A 17,127-nucleotide genomic window follows, 5' to 3' on the forward strand; every position below is an offset into this window, starting at 1 on the left:
GCTTTCGTTTGAACCTGTGGTCAGAGGGTAATAGTCGAAGAGACGATACAACGTATCTTGCTAACGTTAATTACTAATGACCAACGAAAAGGGAGCTGTGAACAATGGGCCGTTACGTACAAGTAGAACCAAATGTAAAAGTATATGTTGAAGATATTGGTGAAGGGACCCCGGTGCTGTTTTTGCACGGCTGGCCTGTTAATTATAAAATGTTTGAATACCAGTTGAATGTGCTGCCAAAGCACGGCATTCGGGCAATTGCGATGGATTTCAGAGGTTATGGTCTATCCGATAAGCCATCCACCGGATATAATTATGACCGCATGGCAGACGATGTGCGTGCCGTTATCGATGATCTGGAGCTGACAGGAGCTGTACTTGCTGGATTCTCCATGGGTGGTGCCATCGCGGCACATTACATGGCGCGTCATCAAGGACACGGCATATCAAAGTTAGCCTTGCTGTCAGCAGCGGCGCCTGTATTTACGCAGCGTGAAGGTTACCCGTACGGTCTGACGCAGGATGAACTAAATGAGCAGATTATTGAGCCGATCTTTGTGGATCGTCCGCAGCTGCTGGACACGTTTGGCGGGATGTTTTTTGCGAAGGAGCATAGCGAGCCATTCATGCAATGGTTCCATGCACTCGGTATGGAAGCTTCGTCTTATGGTACGATCAGCAGTGCGATGGCGCTGCGGGATGAGGATTTACGCGGGGAGCTGGAAACGATCCAGGTGCCAACAGCCATTTTCCACGGTGAAAAAGATGAAATCTGCCCGTTCGAATTCGCTGAAGAGATGCAGAAAGCGATCCCTTCGGCTGAAATGGTTGTGTTTGAAGAGAGTGGACACGGTGCCTTTTACGATGAGTTGGAAAAATACAATGCCGAACTGATTCGATTTATTCGATCTTGATCGTTTGGATGAAAAGAATGGATTGATGGTTTACAGATGATTTCAACAATTTCAGTAATTTCATGGAATCTTCATTTATGGCTAAATAAAGAACCCGACTTCAGCTTGCGGCTGTTGTCGGGTTCTTTTGGTTTTCCGTTTAAGTTCAAGCAACTCAGTAACTTATGTTCCCATTTAGAACAACTCAGTCAGCCCAATCATCGTAATCAGACCAAACAGGAACGAGATCGTAGCAGCTCGCGCATTGCCATCACCGTGACTCTCGGGAATCAGCTCTTTGTAGACGATAAACATCATCGCGCCTGCCGCAAATGCAAGACCGTAAGGCACGAGGCCAGCAACCAGACTGCTCAGTGTATATCCGATCATGGCTGTTATAATCTCTACAGCTCCGGTCAGTGTTGCAATGCCAAGAGCCTTGAAGCGGCCGATGTTCTGATTGACGAGAAAGAGAGCAACCAAGAAACCTTCGGGTGCATTTTGTAGTCCTATAGAAAAGGCAATCAGATTTCCTAGATTCTCATCCGTACTTGCATAACTTACACCGACAGACAATCCCTCCGGCAAGTTATGCATGGTGATGGCTGCAATAATCATGAAGGCTTTGCCTTCGATTTTGAAAGGCATTTTCTCTGGGTTTTCCAGATCTACGTGCGGTATTCGCATCTCCAGTATAAGTAGAACCAGGCTTCCGAGCATAATGCCAAAAGCGAGCACAAACATATTGGACTGCCCGAGCGCTTCGGGAATGAGATTGTACACTGATGCCGAGGTCATAATGCCCGCTGCGTAAGCGAGCAGAATGTCGCGCAGACGATGTGATATTTTACGCATAAATAAAATCGGTACGGCTCCAAGTCCGGTAGACATGGCCGAAATAAAACTGCCTAGTAGAGCGTCATTCATGCTTCCAAATTCCCTCCTGATGAAGACTTCTTCATAATCGTTGCCGAGCATTGACACCGTACTTAAAAGAGATCATAATGAACAACAGATTAGAATGATTATAAATTAGAATTCCGTTTCTGCATAGGTGAATCGTCATATTCGCAGGCAGTTGTTATGGACATGACTTGGGCTATTCGTTTTAGTGTATGCAAAGGCTCGCCCTTTTGATGCCGGAGAACCTGACCTTTTTGCAGAACCTGGGGGAGGAACTATACATGTATAAATCAATTATTATCGGAACAGGCCCTGCAGGGCTGACAGCAGCAATCTACTTGGCACGCGCCAACCTGAGCCCACTTGTTATTGAAGGACCTCAACCTGGCGGACAGTTGACAACAACGACGGAAGTGGAGAACTTCCCGGGTTTCCCTGATGGCATCATGGGTCCTGAGTTGATGGATAACATGCGTAAGCAAGCAGAGCGTTTTGGCGCAGAATTCCGTACGGGTTGGGTAAACAACATCGACATGAGCGAGCGTCCATTTAAGATCCAAGTCGAAGGTATGGGCGAACTCGTATCTGAAACTTTGATCCTGTCTACAGGCGCATCTGCTAAATATCTGGGTATTCCAGGAGAAGAAACAAACGTAGGTCGCGGTGTCAGCACATGTGCGACATGTGACGGATTCTTCTTCCGTAACAAAGAAATCATCGTTATTGGCGGCGGCGATTCCGCGCTGGAAGAAGCGAGCTTCCTGTCCCGTTTCGGTTCCAAAGTAACCTTGGTGCACCGTCGGGAAGAACTGCGCGGTTCCAAAATCATGCAAGATCGTGCACGTAGCAACGAAAAAGTGGAAATGGCACTAAACCGCACACCACTTGAAGTGATTGCTGGCGACAACGGCGTAACTGGCTTGAAAGTGCTCAACAACGCAACAGGTGAAGAAGAAATCATCCCGGCAAGCGGCGTATTCGTAGCGATTGGTCATACACCAAACACAGGTTTCCTTGGTGGTCAGATTACTACAGACGAGCATGGTTACATTTTGACTACACCAGGTACTTCTGAAACAAACATTCCAGGCGTATTTGCATGTGGTGACGTTCAGGATACACGTTACAAACAAGCAATTACAGCTGCAGGTAGCGGATGTATGGCTGCGATGGACACCGAGAAATTCATTGAAAGTCTGGAACACAGCGCAGTAGCGTTGTAATTCGTAACCTTCTAAATAAGCTGGATATTGGATCACAATGTGAAAGTCCGGTGTTTGAATAGTGCTTTATTAAGCTTATAAATAATTAACCGTATAAATCAAATAATCATTATGAGGTGAATCGAACATGGAAAACGTAATTGTATACACATCCACGAACTGCCCGAACTGCAAATCCGTCAAGTCTTTCTTGGCTGACAAAGGTATTGCTTATGAAGAGCGCAACATCGAAACAAGCGATGAGTTCGCACAACAAGTATGGGACATGGGTGTACGTGCCGTGCCTCTGACTGTTATCGGTGAACACCGTATTCTGGGCATGAACAAAACACAATTTGCCAAAGCATTGGACGCTTAATTAACGCTTTGCTAGTATGTAGGCTGGCTAAGTGGAGCGAGATGAGATTTGTATAGAGATTGTATTCAAAAACTGTACAAAAATCTGTATGCGCATATAAGAACTAAGCTATTCCGGTTCGCGCGAGCCGTTTGAATATAGAAGTATGATTGGGAAGAGGCCGTACCGTTTAAGGTACGGTCTTTTTAATTTTTCCGATGTTGGAACAATTGGAGAAAAACAAAAAGAAGACGCGTAAGGCAACGTCTAGACTTAAAGACATTGCGCATAAGCGTCTCCTTTTTTGTCGGAGAAACATCATTTGCTTGTGAGTACAGAAATGCATTCAGGCGTAGAGAAGTTTCTGCTAGAAAAAAATACTCATAAACGTCTGAAATACGACATACACCAGTAAGCCTGACAGCATGTACATGATACCAGCCTTCTTTTTGCTCTGAAAAAATCGAAGTATGCCCAGGCTGAACAGGGGCGCAAGCACAATCAGGAACAGGAGTACGGTGACAAATACTGGCGCCGAGATATCTGATGTATCCACGTAGGTCACGAGTTTTCACTCCGTTTCATTATCGGATAACACAGCAACGAGAGCGCTGCCATGACAAAAATCACATAGTCTCATTATACCTCTGGATTTCTTTAACAAAAAGGGAGGAAATGGGGCGAAATCTTGTCAATTTTATATATTTTTAGCTGAATATTAAACAGAGACGCGTACATTACCTAAAAACTGGGATATTGCCGAATAAGCAGCACCGATTCGGGTTGAACGACTGCCGAGCGCAGCCCATTCCACTTGCAAGCTTCGACGGTGATAAGGCAATGTGCGTTCTTCTACCACCTGTTTGAGTGTCGATTCGATCCATGGTTTGGCCTCCGAAAGTGGCCCGCCAATAATAATGCGTTCGGGATTAAAGCTATTGACGATGTTGGTAATACCAACGCCCAATTTGCGTCCGATGGTATTGTATAAGGTTAACACAGCTTCGTGTCCATCCTGAGCATGTTCAATCAGTTCCTTGGTTGTGTGTGCAGGAAGATGCTGCTGATCCGGGTGCTCGTATACTTTTTCCGAGGCATATAACTCCCAGCATCCCCGATTACCACAAGAGCAAGGCAGACCCTCTGCTTCAATGGACATATGTCCAGTCTCGCCAGCGTAACCCCAGGCTCCCTTATATAATTCACCATCAACCATAATGCCTGAACCAATCCCGATGCCTGCACTGATATAGATCAGATGACGTACGCCAACCCCTGCGCCAAAATTCAGTTCGCCTCGCGCTCCTGCATTGGCCTCGTTATCAATCGTGACAGGAAGTTTGAAACTTTCTTCCATCATGGCCCGCAAGGGTACCATTTCCCATTCCAAGTTGGGTGCAAACAGCACGGTTCCACCCTCATCCACCATGCCTGGAACGCCAATACCAATACCGATTACTCCATGTGGAGAGGAGGGAGCTTGCTCAATCAGATAATCTGCAGCCCGTTTTAGTTGTTCAAATACAGTTGCTGCATCCCGCTGCTTCAGGTCAACTGCATAATCGGCAACAATGTGACCTTCAAGGTCGGTAAGCACACCCTTCAAACGGGTTACGCTCAGCTCTAGACCAACTGCATATCCAGCCGTACCTCGAAAAAGCAGCATGAGAGGTTTGCGTCCCCCGCTGGATTCTCCTGGCCCAATCTCCTGCACCAACTCATCGCTGATCAGATCCGCCACCAGATTGGAAACCGTTGCTTTGTTGAGACCGGTCACTTCGGACAATTTGGCGCGGGAAAGGGGGGCGTGACGGCGGATCGTATCCAGTACGATCGACTTATTTATTTTTTTGACCAGCATCTGGTCTCCGGTAATTTTCATATGGTTAAGGCACTCCTATTCTTTGTAACCAAGGATTTCATGTATATCCGCTAAGAAGCTATTCGACTATTATACGTAAACGAACGGGGAAAAAACAATTTTATTTTTACTTTGTTTAACCGATAGACAAAGTAAAATCGATGTGTTAGGATAACGGTGTAAACGATTTCTTTTAAAACTATATTCAAAACTATTGAGGAGGCATTTTACAACATGGCCTATTTTGAATCCGTTAATAAAATTGCATTCGAAGGTAAAGATTCCAAGAATCCATTTGCTTTTAAACATTATAATCCGCAAGAAGTAGTCGCTGGCAAAACGATGGAAGAGCACTTACGTTTTGGTATGGCATACTGGCACACATTAACAGCAGGTGGTAGTGATCCGTTCGGCGCTGAAACAGCAGTACGTTCATGGGATAGCTACTCCGGTTTGGATAAAGCGAAAGTTCGTGTGGAAGCAGCTTTTGAATTCATGGAAAAAATGAACCTGCCTTACTACTGTTTCCACGATGTAGACGTGGCTCCAGAAGGCACAACACTGCGTGAATTTTACAGCAACATCGATACCATCGTTGATTTATTGGAAGAGCATATGAAAGCAAGCGGCAAAAAGCTGCTTTGGAATACAGCTAACATGTTCTCTAACCCACGTTTCATGTTTGGTGCAGCTTCCACATGTAATGCTGATGTATATGCTCACGCTGCGGCTCAGATCAAAAAAGGTCTGGAAGTAGGTAAACGTCTCGGTGCAGAAAACTATGTATTCTGGGGCGGCCGTGAAGGATATGACACATTGCTGAACACGGATATGCAATTGGAGCAAGACAACATTGCTCGTATGTTCCATATGGCTGTTGATTATGCGAAGGAAATTGGTTTTGATGCTCAGTTCCTGATTGAGCCTAAACCAAAAGAGCCAACGAAACACCAATATGACTTTGATGCAGCAACTTGCATTGCATTCTTGCAAAAATATGATCTCGACAAACAGTTCAAGTTGAACCTGGAAGCCAACCATGCAACACTGGCAGGTCATACATTTGATCATGAAATCCGCGTAGCACGTATCAATGGCATGCTCGGTTCCCTGGATGCAAACCAAGGCGACTTGTTGATTGGCTGGGATACGGACGAGTTCCCGGTTGATATGTATGACGCCACGTTGACGATGTATGAAGTGTTGAAAAACGGTGGTTTGGGTAAAGGCGGCGTGAACTTCGATGCTAAAGTTCGTCGTGGCTCCTTCGAACCTGAGGATCTGTTCCTCGCTCATATCGCGGGTATGGATACGTATGCGAAAGGTCTGAAAGTCGCTTCCAAGCTGATCGAAGATCGCGTATTCGATGAGTTTATTGAGCAACGTTACAGCAGCTTCAACGAAGGCATCGGTGCAGATGTCCTGGCAGGTAAAGCAACACTTGCTTCCCTCGCTGAGTATGCATTGAACAACGAAAACCCACGCAAAAACCAATCTGGACGTCAGGAATTGCTGAGAGCAAAACTCAACCAATACATCCTGGCTGACTAGGGTGGGTCTGAAAACGCTGAAGGAAGCAGATTTTGCCGAATTTTCGTTCCAAACCAGGAAGTTTACCGCAGGCGTGCCGGGGCACGTCAAGGGAAAGTGACGCAGTATGGGGCGAAAAGGGGGTAAAAGATGCATTTCAGTGGGTTTCAAGACACGTCTCGATAAAAGTCATAGAGGAAGGATCGTTTCATGCCAAAGCGAATTGCCTATGCCTAATCATTGGCGCGCATCAAGCAGGAATCATACCTCTCCCTACTTGGTGCAAGCGAATCTTGCACCTTGGACGTTGAATAAGCGTGACATTCAAACCGTCCCCGCTTTCCTTTGGGAAGGCGGAGACGGTTTTTTTCAAACGAGTACGGTTGTACCGTTTGAATGCAACGTTAGAAGAGGCACACGGAGTGACCTTCCATGCCGCTCCATATTTCCGTTCAATCCCGTACAAACGAAAGGAGTATACTTATGAGTTATGTAATTGGCGTCGATCTCGGAACGAGCGCGGTCAAAACCGTTTTGGTCAATCGTGAAGGCAAAGTGGCATTTGAAGCATCGGAGGCTTATCCTCTGTACCAGCCTAAGGCTGGATATAGTGAACAAAATCCAGAGGATTGGGTGGAGCAGACCATCGTGTCGCTTCGCAAGCTGCTGGAGGTATCAGGCGTGCAGCCTTCCGAAATCGAAGGATTGAGCTTTTCCGGCCAGATGCACGGGTTAGTATTGGTGGATGCGGAAGGCAAACCACTGCGCAATGCCATCCTGTGGAATGATACCCGAACGACAGCACAGTGCCGCCGGATCGAGAAAGTATTGGATAACAAACTCCTTAACATTGCCCGGAACCGCGCGTTAGAGGGTTTTACACTACCTAAAATATTATGGGTACAGGAAAATGAACCCGAATTGCTGGAACAAGCGGCCTTGTTCCTGTTGCCCAAAGACTACGTCCGTTTTCGCCTGACAGGCGACTACGCCATGGATTATTCCGATGCAGCGGGCACATTGCTGCTGGATGTGGCAGGCAAACAGTGGAGCACGGAGATTGCGTCGGCATTTAATCTCCCAATGTCCCTTTGCCCACGCCTGGTTGAATCCTTCGATGAAGTCGGTACATTGCTGCCTGAGATTGCAGAGCAAACAGGCTTGGCGCAAGCAACCAAAGTATTTGCTGGTGGCGCGGACAATGCCTGCGGTGCGATTGGTGCAGGCATTCTAAGTGAAGGGCAGACGATGTGCAGCATCGGTACGTCCGGGGTTGTGCTCTCGTACGAAGAACGGAAAGACCTGGATTTCGAAGGGAAAGTGCACTTTTTTAATCATGGGGAGAAAGATGCCTTCTATATTATGGGGGTAACACTGGCGGCAGGATATAGCCTCTCCTGGTTTAAAGACACCTTCGCAGCGGACAAATCATTTGATGTGCTCTTGCAAGGTATTGACCAGATTCCGGCAGGAAGCAACGGTCTGCTGTTCACGCCATATATCGTCGGGGAGCGAACACCTCACCCGGATGCGAATATCCGCGGCAGTTTTATCGGTATGGATGCCGGGCATAAGCTGGAACACTTCGGACGTGCGGTCATGGAGGGCATCACGTTCTCGCTGCGTGAGTCGATTGATATTTTGCGTGGTGCGGGCAAGATGGTTAACGAGGTTATCTCGATTGGTGGCGGAGCCAAAAACGAAGCCTGGCTGCAGATGCAGGCTGACATTTTCAATGCAACGATTGTGAAGCTGGAGAGCGAACAAGGCCCGGCGATGGGCGCGGCAATGCTTGCGGCTTATGGCAGTGGCTGGTTCCCGACGATGCAAGAGTGTGCAACGGCATTTATTCGTCCAGCGAAGTCCTATGTTCCGAACCCGGAGACAGTTGCAGTATATGATGGTTTGTTTGCCCTCTATCAAGAGGTGTATGGACAGACACGTGGTTTGAATGATCGTCTGGCGGCGTACCGCTAAAGCAGAATGGGGTGCCGGCATCAATCGATATTCAGGAGCAAACTTATAGAAATATTTGGTTAGGTAAAATAAACATTTGAGAAGCATTCGCCAAGCGAGTGCTTCTTTTTGTGATGTGCAGGATTCAACTCGAAGTATGAAGCTACAGATACGATCTTTTGAACATGTGGTTGAGCATCCTTGTCATAAGCGGGACACCGCGAACTGGAAACATTACGAGGTGTGCGAAAATGGTGTCGGCTCATGCGTGATGTGAAACATTTTACCCTGCATAACCCGATTCCGGTTTAGCATAGATTGGAAATAGAGCGTTCGGATCTATCAAAGAAACAGGAACCGTGGGGGGTGAGGAGTTGGAGAAACATAAGCAAGAGCAAGAGCAAGAGCAAGAGCAAGAGCAAGAGCAAGAGCAAGAGCAGGAACAAGAACAGGAACAGGAACAGCTAGCAAGAAAGAGACCGCACATCACCTTGTCGATGATTGTACGTAACGAAGAGCAGCGATATCTCAGACAGGCAATTGAGACACATCGTCCATGGATTGATCGGGCTGTCATCATTGATGACGGAAGCACGGATGGAACGGCTACCATGTGCAGAGAACTTTTACAAGGTATCCCCCTTGTGTTAGTGGAGAATCCGGTCTCCCTTTTTTCCGATGAGGTGAGTCTGAGAAAGCAGCAATGGAAAGAAACGATTGAAACCAACCCGGAGTGGATTCTTAATCTGGATGCAGACGAGATTTTAACGCCGGATTTTGGGGTCTTGCGTGATGAGATGTTAAGCGGATCAGAAGAAGCGATTTATTTCCGTTTGTTTGATATGTGGAGCGAGACAGCGTACCGGGAGGATACCTTTTGGCAGGCACATGTGTATTATCGTCCATTCCTCGTCAGATATCGTCCCGGGATGGTCTGCGAATGGAAGGAAACACCTCAGCACTGCGGCCGATTCCCAATAAGTATTCAGCATCTGCCTTATGCATGTCATGAACCACGTGTCAAGCATTATGGCTGGGCTAGAGAGGAAGATCGTGTTCGCAAATATCTGAGATACCAATCACTTGATCCCGAGGCGCGGTATGGCTGGAAGGAGCAGTATGAATCGATATTGGATGCGGAGCCGCGGCTTATGGCATGGTTGGATTAACGGGAGGGGAGTGTGTTTATGGAGAAAGAGCAGAAGGGAGAACAACAGCTGCAGCAAAAACAGGAGGACACTGTACCAGGTATCCAAGAGCGTATTCTGATTGCTAGTCCCGTAAGGCAGATAGCAGCTATTCTGAATGAATTTTTAGATTCCCTGCAAAGGCTGGAACGAACGAAGGTCCATACGGACTACTTGTTTGTGGATGATAATGAGGAAGAAGCTTCATCCCAAATGCTGCATGATTTTGTGCTTCAACATCACGGTACGGTGATTCATGCTCGTGAGCTGAATGATATAGAGAGTACGGACGAGTGGAATCAAGGGAACTATAACAAGGATGAAGGAGGACACTATTGGCAGAACGAACAGGTATGGCGAGTCGCCAGGTTGAAAAATAACATTTTAGAGTACGCCCGTAAGCATAATTATAATGCCGTGTTCCTGGTCGATTCCGATCTGGTACTGCACCCGAAAACTCTTGAACAGCTTGCCAATAGCGGGAAAGAGATCATCTCCAATATCTTCTGGACCCGCTGGCAGCCGGGAACGAAGGAGATGCCGCAGGTATGGCTTCAGGATGAATATTCTCTCTATCGCCGCGGCGGTTCCGCTCTCGTGGGAACAGAGGTGGAAGACGAGGATGTACAAACGAGTGCTTTCCTCAATCAGCTGCGCATTCCGGGGTGTTATGAAGTAGGCGGTTTAGGTGCCTGTACACTCATTCGGCGGTCTGTGCTTGCTGCGGGAGTGAATTTTGACCGCATTCCCAATGTGTCTTTTTGGGGAGAGGATCGTCATTTCTGTATTCGTGCTCAGGCGTACGGTTTCCAATTGTTTGTAGATACCCACCATCCAGCCTATCACATCTATCGTTTGTCTGAATTGCCAGGGGCAGCGGCCTATAACCGCAGAATCCGACGAGGCGAAGAGACAATTAGCATTACCTTATGTATGATTGTGAAAAATGAAGAAACCTCCCTCGCCAGATGCCTGGACTCGGTAAAAGGTATTACCGATGAGATCGTCATCGTGGACACAGGCTCCACGGATCGTACACGAGAGATCGCGGCTCGTTATACGGATTGTATTTTCGATTTTGAGTGGGTGGATGATTTTGCTGCGGCACGGAATTTTGCCTTTGATCAGGCATCCAGCGAATATATATTGTGGCTCGATGCTGATGATGTGTTTGAACCGGAGGATCGTGCCAAGCTTATCACACTGAAACGGTCTCTTGATCCGGCAGTGGATAGTGTCACGATGGACTACCACCTGTCATTCACGCCTGAGGGCAAGGTCGCGTACAGTTTGCGGCGGAATCGTCTGGTGAGACGGGATCGCCAGTTTCGCTGGATTGGGGCAGTACATGAATACCTGGCTGTAGCAGGCAATTTGCTGCATAGTGATGTAGCTGTGACCCACAAGAAAGACAAGGTACACACGGATCGCAATCTACGCATTTATCGTAAACGGGAGCAGGCTGGTGAAGAGTTTTCGCCCCGTGATCTATATTATTTCGGCAATGAACTGAAAGACCACGCTCGTCATGAAGAAGCCATAACGTATTACGAGAAATTTCTGGATACCGGACTAGGGTGGGTGGAAGATCGGATTGCAGCCTGTCAAAAAATTGCGGATTGCGAGTCAGTACTGAAACGCCCGGAACGGGAAGTAGTAGCTTTATTTCGGGCCTTTGCTTATGATCTGCCGAGAGCTGAAGTGTGCTGCCGTCTCGGGGGTTATTTTGTCGACAGAGAAGATTACCGCCAGGGGCTGTTCTGGTACGAACAGGCTACTAAGGCCATTCGTCCGGCTGATCCGATGGTTGTACTGAATGAAGCTGCGTGGACCTGGATGCCGCATCTGCAATTATGTGTATGTTATGATCGAATGGGCAACCGTGCAAAAGCGAAAGAGCACAACGATATTGCACTGGCCTATCATCCAACACATCCAAGCATGTTATATAATGATCAATATTTTAAGGATTTGACGAAGGAGAATGTAATGGAGAACGCATAAAGTTTAGCTTAATGGACTTTAATAGCGATAATATGATCAGCACGTTAGTTCCCATAATGCATGTAATGCACGGAAAATATTGCGTTTGTAGCTCCTCTTTTTCAATAAATCAGAATAAACCGGAATGAATCCTAAGGATAAAAGAGTCCACCTCTTCGCGATGAAGAGGTTTTCTTGTATCTATTTTGAAAACCAAAATTAAGGCAATTGTTTATCATGCACCATTGAAACAAGTGGCAAGCCAGACATTGTCAGTAATGCCCAAAGCTCTAACAATCCTGGGGAAACTTATTTGATCGTTTTTTGCAGCGCGTTGAGGTGCCCGGGTAATTGGATCGGACTTTATTCTAACGATCACAGGAGAGCTTATTTCAAGGTTTTTTGAGGGTTTGAGAATCTAACGATCTCCACAGACGCTATTTCGCCAAAAATGCACATCATGGGGCAAAATCATCACTAATTTGAGCAAATAAGCTCTCTCGTGATTGTTAGAAAATAAAAAGTGGCGAATCAGGCCAAATAAGGTTTCTGGTGATCGTTAGAAAATGTGATGTTATGCCTAACGGAATCAGCTCTAATAATTGCAATGACAAAATGAAAATGCCTTGACTTCACGATCGTTCTGATACCACGGGTAGACTTATTTCTGTTTTGCTCACAGCTCCTATTATCGATTAAATATATTTCGTCCGGGGGAGCCTATGCATTACAATAGTGTTTAACGGAAAAGCGGTGAACCCCATGAGGGATCCTCAGCTGCCGAATCTGAACGATGCAAGGGGAAGTGAATCGATATGAACCTGACTGAAGTATTATTGGAATCGAGACTGGTCGCGATCGTGCGCGGCATAAGCCGGGAAGCAGCGGTGACGGCGGGACAGGGCATGACTGATGGAGGTATTCGTCTGATGGAAGTGACACTGAATACACCGGATGCTCATCAGATCATTGCAGACTGGCGCGAACGTCACGAAGGACAAGCCTATGTTGGGGCAGGAACAGTACTCAATGTGAGCATGGCGAAGGAAGCCGTGGCCGCAGGGGCACAATTTTTGGTATCCCCCAATGTCGATCTGTCTGTCATTGAATATGCTGTAGAACACGGTGTAGAGATCTGGCCCGGGGCCATGACACCAACGGAGATTGTAGCTGCGTATGAAGCAGGGGCACGAGTTGTTAAGTTGTTTCCGCTGGCCAGTCTCGGTATTCCATATCTGCGTGAGATCAAGGCACCTCTCGATCATATCCCACTGCTTGCAACGGGTGGAGCGACGCTGGAGAACATTGCTGCCTATTATGAGGCAGGTGCAGCCGCGGTAGGCTTGGGTAGTGCTCTTTTGCCAAAACAAGCCTTAGCAACGGGAGATAGCACGCAAATTGCAGCTTGCGCACAGGCCTTTGTAAAAGCCGCTAATACGAGAACGGACTAATAAGTGAACAGGTAGCGGATAGGAGAAATGTCAAGAAAGCGACCGATCCAAAGGTTTGATGTCCAGGAAAGCGAAGGCAAGTCAAGAACAATGGGTAAATATAAAAAGAGCTTACATGGTTATTCGTTATACAAAAAATGGAGATCATTTAATGTGCAGTTGATCATGTTATCGTATGATGAGCATATGTCAGTAGCCAGAGAGGAGAGAGGCCTTGTGAAAGCGAGAACGATGATAGGTGGTATGTTGGCAGTGGCTGCAGTAACAGCAGGAGGATTATGGCAGGCTGCAGTAAAAAGTCAGACGCCCCAAAAAATACCCATTACCTTGACGCCGCCGATGCCCTTTGAGGATATCACCTTTGAGAGTGGAGGGGGACAGGTGCAAGGCTGGTTTATTCCAGCGAGCCCCGATGTGCCAAAACCTTGGCCGCTCGTCATTATCGCACATGGTTGGGGTTCTAACCGCTCTCGTGTACTGCGATATGCACGCCCGATCTGGGAAGCTGGATATGCACTGTTCATGTATGATGTGCGCAGTCATGGCGCCAGTGATGAAGTACGCGCTGCATCAGCCTATCTGTTCAGGGATGATCTGCTGGCTGCGCTGGCGTATGTATCGGGCAGATCTGAGGTTGACCCGAAAGCTATCGGTGTTTTAGGGCATTCCCTTGGTGGACTGGGAACGATTCTTGCATTAACAGAAGGCATTCCAGTTTCGGCCGTGGTCACTGATTCCATGCCATCCCAGTTTCAGGTGATCGTCAGTTCGGAACTGAGACGTCGGCGTTTACCTCTATTCCCGCTGGCACAGTTGATCCCTCGAATTTGGTTTTGGCGGCTGGGTGAGTCCTTGAAGACGTATCAGCAGAATGATGCGGTAATGATGCTGAATGAGCGGCGAAGAGGCATGCAATTGCCACTATTGATGGTCCACTCCAAAGGAGATAATTTTATTCCGCCTAGTGAACTGGAATATTTTATGTCCAAGGCTGATCCTCCTGTAGAACATCTTTGGGTCAACAGCGAAGGTCATAGCTGCTCCGAGGAAGACCCCGCTTTCTGGGAAACTGTCATTCCGTTCTTGAAAACACATGTTTGTTCTACTTCAGATTCTACTGCACATGAAGGAGCTACATCAGAGCAGAGCGAAACAGATCTGCATCATAGAACAGGATGATAGAGATAAACGCCAACCTGATTGGCGTTTTTTTGTTGTTTCTTTACATTATACAAAAATTCACAATTGTAAAATTGCCCGGAAAACAGCGATTAAAAAGGAAGCTTATGGTATCATAGAATAGAATGGCAATATTCATGCAAAAGTATTCATCATGCATTCTGCATGAAATTGAAGGGAGAGGTAACCATTTTGAGTTGGGATTGGAACATGAACACACGACTTAAAACGTTTACAGCCAAAGCCGCAGCAACAGCAATGGCAACACTACTGTTTACAACACAGGTACCGGGTATGACGGGGAGTGCATCCGCTGCTCAGGCGGAAGCTGGGTCAGTGAAAGAAACAGTGTCGGGGGAACATGATCAATTAGACGTAACAAGCAAGGACGTGCCGGAGGGTGCAAAGATCTCTTCCAGGCAAGCCGCTGACAATATATTAAAGCTTTTTCCGGTATTAAAAAAAGCGACCATTTCGTCTGCCAATTTTGACGTAACCAATTCCTTTCCGCCGCCGGATTATAAGGTATGGGATATTGGATTCCAAATTGTACAAGGCAATCACTCCATAGGTTTCAGCGCAAGTGTACATGCAGGTACTGGGGAAGTACTTAGCGTACATTTGCCATCCGAATTTGTGGAGAGCCAGCTATCATCGGCAGCCGATGTTCAACTGACCAAGGAAGAAGCTGAGAAAACCGCTTTGGAACTATTGCATCAGGCGATTCCTGGACTTAAGGAAGGACAGTATGTGCCGCTAGGAGACCAATATTCACCCGTGGAGCAGCAAGCGCTGTTTGGCCGCAATCAATATCAATTTGTATACAACCTGAAACATGACGGGGTCATTTCGGATGCAGAGACAGTCTACATAAGTGTGGATGAGAGCGGACAGGCAACATCGTATTCACGATCCACGATCTCAGCGAAATATCCTTCCTCCAAGCCGAAGGCATCGGAAGAGCAAGCCAGAAAAGTGTTTGAGGATGGTTTTGATGTCGAACTGGCATATATATCCAAAGAAAATTTATCTTCCAGACAGGGACAGCAATACGTTCTTGGTTATTTACCCAAGGGTGATAGTATGGGGCCGATTAATGCTAACACGTTAGACCGAATTGACGTGCTGACCGGAAAAGCCGTGGACAAGAGCAATTCACCGCAACATAAAAAAGTGACAGGTAATGTGCCTGTGTTTACCGCAGCCAGCGGCCAGCGCTTAAATGTGCAACAGGCAGTAGAGCGAGTTGCAGCGAGTTTTGACATTCCCAAGGATTATAAACTCGAGCACAGCCAATTAACCAAAGGTTACTATGGCAACGGGAACAATCAAGTATGGAGTCTGAGCTGGAGCAACCGGAATGCAAACATATCCTATATGTTCATGCGTGATATTTCGGCTCAGGTCGATGCGGTTACCGGACAGGTCTACAGCTACAACATGATGCAACGGGTTGGACCAGAGATGGGACAGAAACAGCCTTCTCAAGAGAAGGAGAGTAAGACAGTTACTCTACAACAGGCTGAGAAGCTGGCGATGAATACGATCATTGCCACTGTGCCGCAAGCAAAAGAGCAGTATCAACTGGCCAGAATCATTGAAATAGACGATGCTCGTACATTTGTGTTTCAGCGTTATTTGAATGGAATTCGGGTTCAGGACGACACGGCACAGGTACAGGTGAAGAACAACGGGAACATTCCCGAATTTTATACACGTTTGGCGGCATCACCTGAACAACTTCCGACAGATACCACACCTGCAATCCGCTACGAAGAAGCCAAGGAGCTTTATCTGAAGAAGTATACGTTAATGTTGAATTATGCCCGTTACGGTGGATATGGTTTGGGTTCAAGTGAGCCTGCACCTGTCGGAGTGAATTTGGCTTATGTACCTGTGAGCGGCAAGAAATCTCTCTATAATTTGAACGAACTGCTTGATGCCAATACAGGCCAATGGTTCTTCATGTACGGTGTGAACCATGCAGAATCTCAGGTAGAACCAACAGATATTGCGGGTCACGTTGCTGAATCAGCCTTGCGTAACATGACCAAGCATAAGGTATTATTGGTCGATGAGCAGGAGCGTGTGTTCCCGGATCGGGTCATTACCCGTGGGGATTGGTTCAATTATCTGGCCAGAGCAATTAATCCGAACATGGATATGTATTATAACAGTGATAGCAATGACAAACTTTTTGCTGATGTGACTATAGAGAGTCCGTATTACAAGGCAGTGAAGGTCCTGATGGATCAACGCTGGATTGGTGGTGCTGACCCTGAAAAGCAGTTAAAACCTGAAGAAGAAATGACACGTGAAGAATTGGCTGTAGTGCTGATGCGAATTCTGCGTTATGAGAAGCTCGCTGGATTCTATATGCAGCCGTCAGATTTGCCTAACATTGCAGATGCAAGTGCGATCAACAATAAGGGAGCCGTTTCCTTGAGCCTGAAGCTTGGTTTGTTACCTTCCATTGAGGGGAGATTCATGCCTGCACGCAAAGTAACGGTAGCTGAAGCCTCTCAAGTACTGGAACGACTTGCCAAGTTACAGGGCAAGACGGACACGTTTATGAGTGGCAGCCGACTTTATTAATTCCAAACTTAACTAACTTCTACGAATCT

General features: G+C 47.0%; 13 protein-coding genes and 1 pseudogene. 11 read left to right on the forward strand and 3 right to left on the reverse strand.

The window, feature by feature from the left end; genetic code table 11:
* Positions 1-104 precede the first annotated feature (104 nt).
* On the forward strand, positions 105-914 hold the full coding sequence (locus ACR8BL_RS21160) for an alpha/beta fold hydrolase (RefSeq protein ID WP_434749387.1): 810 nt from the start codon (positions 105-107) through the stop codon (positions 912-914).
* Positions 915-1,088: 174 nt separating this feature from the next.
* Here the strand turns inward: ACR8BL_RS21160 and ACR8BL_RS21165 are convergent, their stop codons facing one another.
* Complete coding sequence (locus ACR8BL_RS21165) at positions 1,089-1,820, reverse strand: ZIP family metal transporter (RefSeq protein ID WP_434749388.1); 732 nt, start codon at positions 1,818-1,820, stop codon at positions 1,089-1,091.
* A 257-nt stretch (positions 1,821-2,077) separates the two neighbouring features.
* Here ACR8BL_RS21165 and trxB point away from each other — a divergent pair, with 257 nt between their 5' ends.
* Positions 2,078-3,019 carry a thioredoxin-disulfide reductase gene (gene trxB, locus ACR8BL_RS21170; protein WP_434749389.1) on the forward strand — a complete coding sequence of 314 codons (942 nt, stop codon included), beginning with the start codon at positions 2,078-2,080 and terminating at the stop codon, positions 3,017-3,019.
* 127 nt (positions 3,020-3,146) lie between these two features.
* Complete coding sequence (locus ACR8BL_RS21175; RefSeq protein ID WP_056693307.1) at positions 3,147-3,377, forward strand: glutaredoxin family protein; 231 nt, start codon at positions 3,147-3,149, stop codon at positions 3,375-3,377.
* A gap of 346 nt (positions 3,378-3,723) precedes the next feature.
* Here the strand turns inward: ACR8BL_RS21175 and ACR8BL_RS21180 are convergent, their stop codons facing one another.
* Positions 3,724-3,921, reverse strand: coding sequence for a hypothetical protein (locus ACR8BL_RS21180; protein WP_111268377.1), 198 nt, complete (start codon positions 3,919-3,921; stop codon positions 3,724-3,726).
* A 153-nt stretch (positions 3,922-4,074) separates the two neighbouring features.
* Positions 4,075-5,238: an ROK family protein gene (locus ACR8BL_RS21185; RefSeq protein WP_434749390.1), complete on the reverse strand. Its 1,164-nt coding sequence runs from the start codon at positions 5,236-5,238 to the stop codon at positions 4,075-4,077.
* 213 nt (positions 5,239-5,451) lie between these two features.
* On the opposite strand from ACR8BL_RS21185, the gene xylA reads away from it, so the two are divergent.
* From xylA to ACR8BL_RS21225, 8 genes and pseudogenes are all read left to right on the forward strand, one after another.
* Positions 5,452-6,768 (forward strand): xylose isomerase, encoded by a 1,317-nt coding sequence (gene xylA / locus ACR8BL_RS21190; RefSeq protein WP_434749391.1) that lies wholly within the window; start codon positions 5,452-5,454, stop codon positions 6,766-6,768.
* Between the two features lie 462 nt (positions 6,769-7,230).
* Positions 7,231-8,724, forward strand: coding sequence for a xylulokinase (gene xylB, locus ACR8BL_RS21195; RefSeq protein WP_434749392.1), 1,494 nt, complete (start codon positions 7,231-7,233; stop codon positions 8,722-8,724).
* A 353-nt stretch (positions 8,725-9,077) separates the two neighbouring features.
* Positions 9,078-9,872 (forward strand): glycosyltransferase family 2 protein, encoded by a 795-nt coding sequence (locus ACR8BL_RS21200; RefSeq protein WP_434749393.1) that lies wholly within the window; start codon positions 9,078-9,080, stop codon positions 9,870-9,872.
* Between the two features lie 18 nt (positions 9,873-9,890).
* A pseudogene (locus ACR8BL_RS21205) lies at positions 9,891-10,400 on the forward strand (hypothetical protein); the annotation flags it as partial.
* A 423-nt stretch (positions 10,401-10,823) separates the two neighbouring features.
* The gene (locus ACR8BL_RS21210; RefSeq protein ID WP_434753203.1) at positions 10,824-11,894 is read left to right on the forward strand and encodes a glycosyltransferase; all 1,071 of its coding nucleotides are present in this window, start codon (positions 10,824-10,826) and stop codon (positions 11,892-11,894) included.
* Positions 11,895-12,688: 794 nt separating this feature from the next.
* Positions 12,689-13,324: a bifunctional 4-hydroxy-2-oxoglutarate aldolase/2-dehydro-3-deoxy-phosphogluconate aldolase gene (locus ACR8BL_RS21215; protein WP_434749394.1), complete on the forward strand. Its 636-nt coding sequence runs from the start codon at positions 12,689-12,691 to the stop codon at positions 13,322-13,324.
* A gap of 90 nt (positions 13,325-13,414) precedes the next feature.
* A complete protein-coding gene (locus ACR8BL_RS21220) occupies positions 13,415-14,503 on the forward strand; it encodes an alpha/beta hydrolase (protein ID WP_434758266.1) in 1,089 nt (362 codons plus the stop codon).
* 210 nt (positions 14,504-14,713) lie between these two features.
* Complete coding sequence (locus ACR8BL_RS21225) at positions 14,714-17,098, forward strand: YcdB/YcdC domain-containing protein (protein ID WP_434749396.1); 2,385 nt, start codon at positions 14,714-14,716, stop codon at positions 17,096-17,098.
* Positions 17,099-17,127: the final 29 nt, after the last annotated feature.

It is taken from the genome of Paenibacillus amylolyticus, from assembly GCF_051136285.1.
GTDB lineage: Bacteria > Bacillota > Bacilli > Paenibacillales > Paenibacillaceae > Paenibacillus > Paenibacillus amylolyticus_F.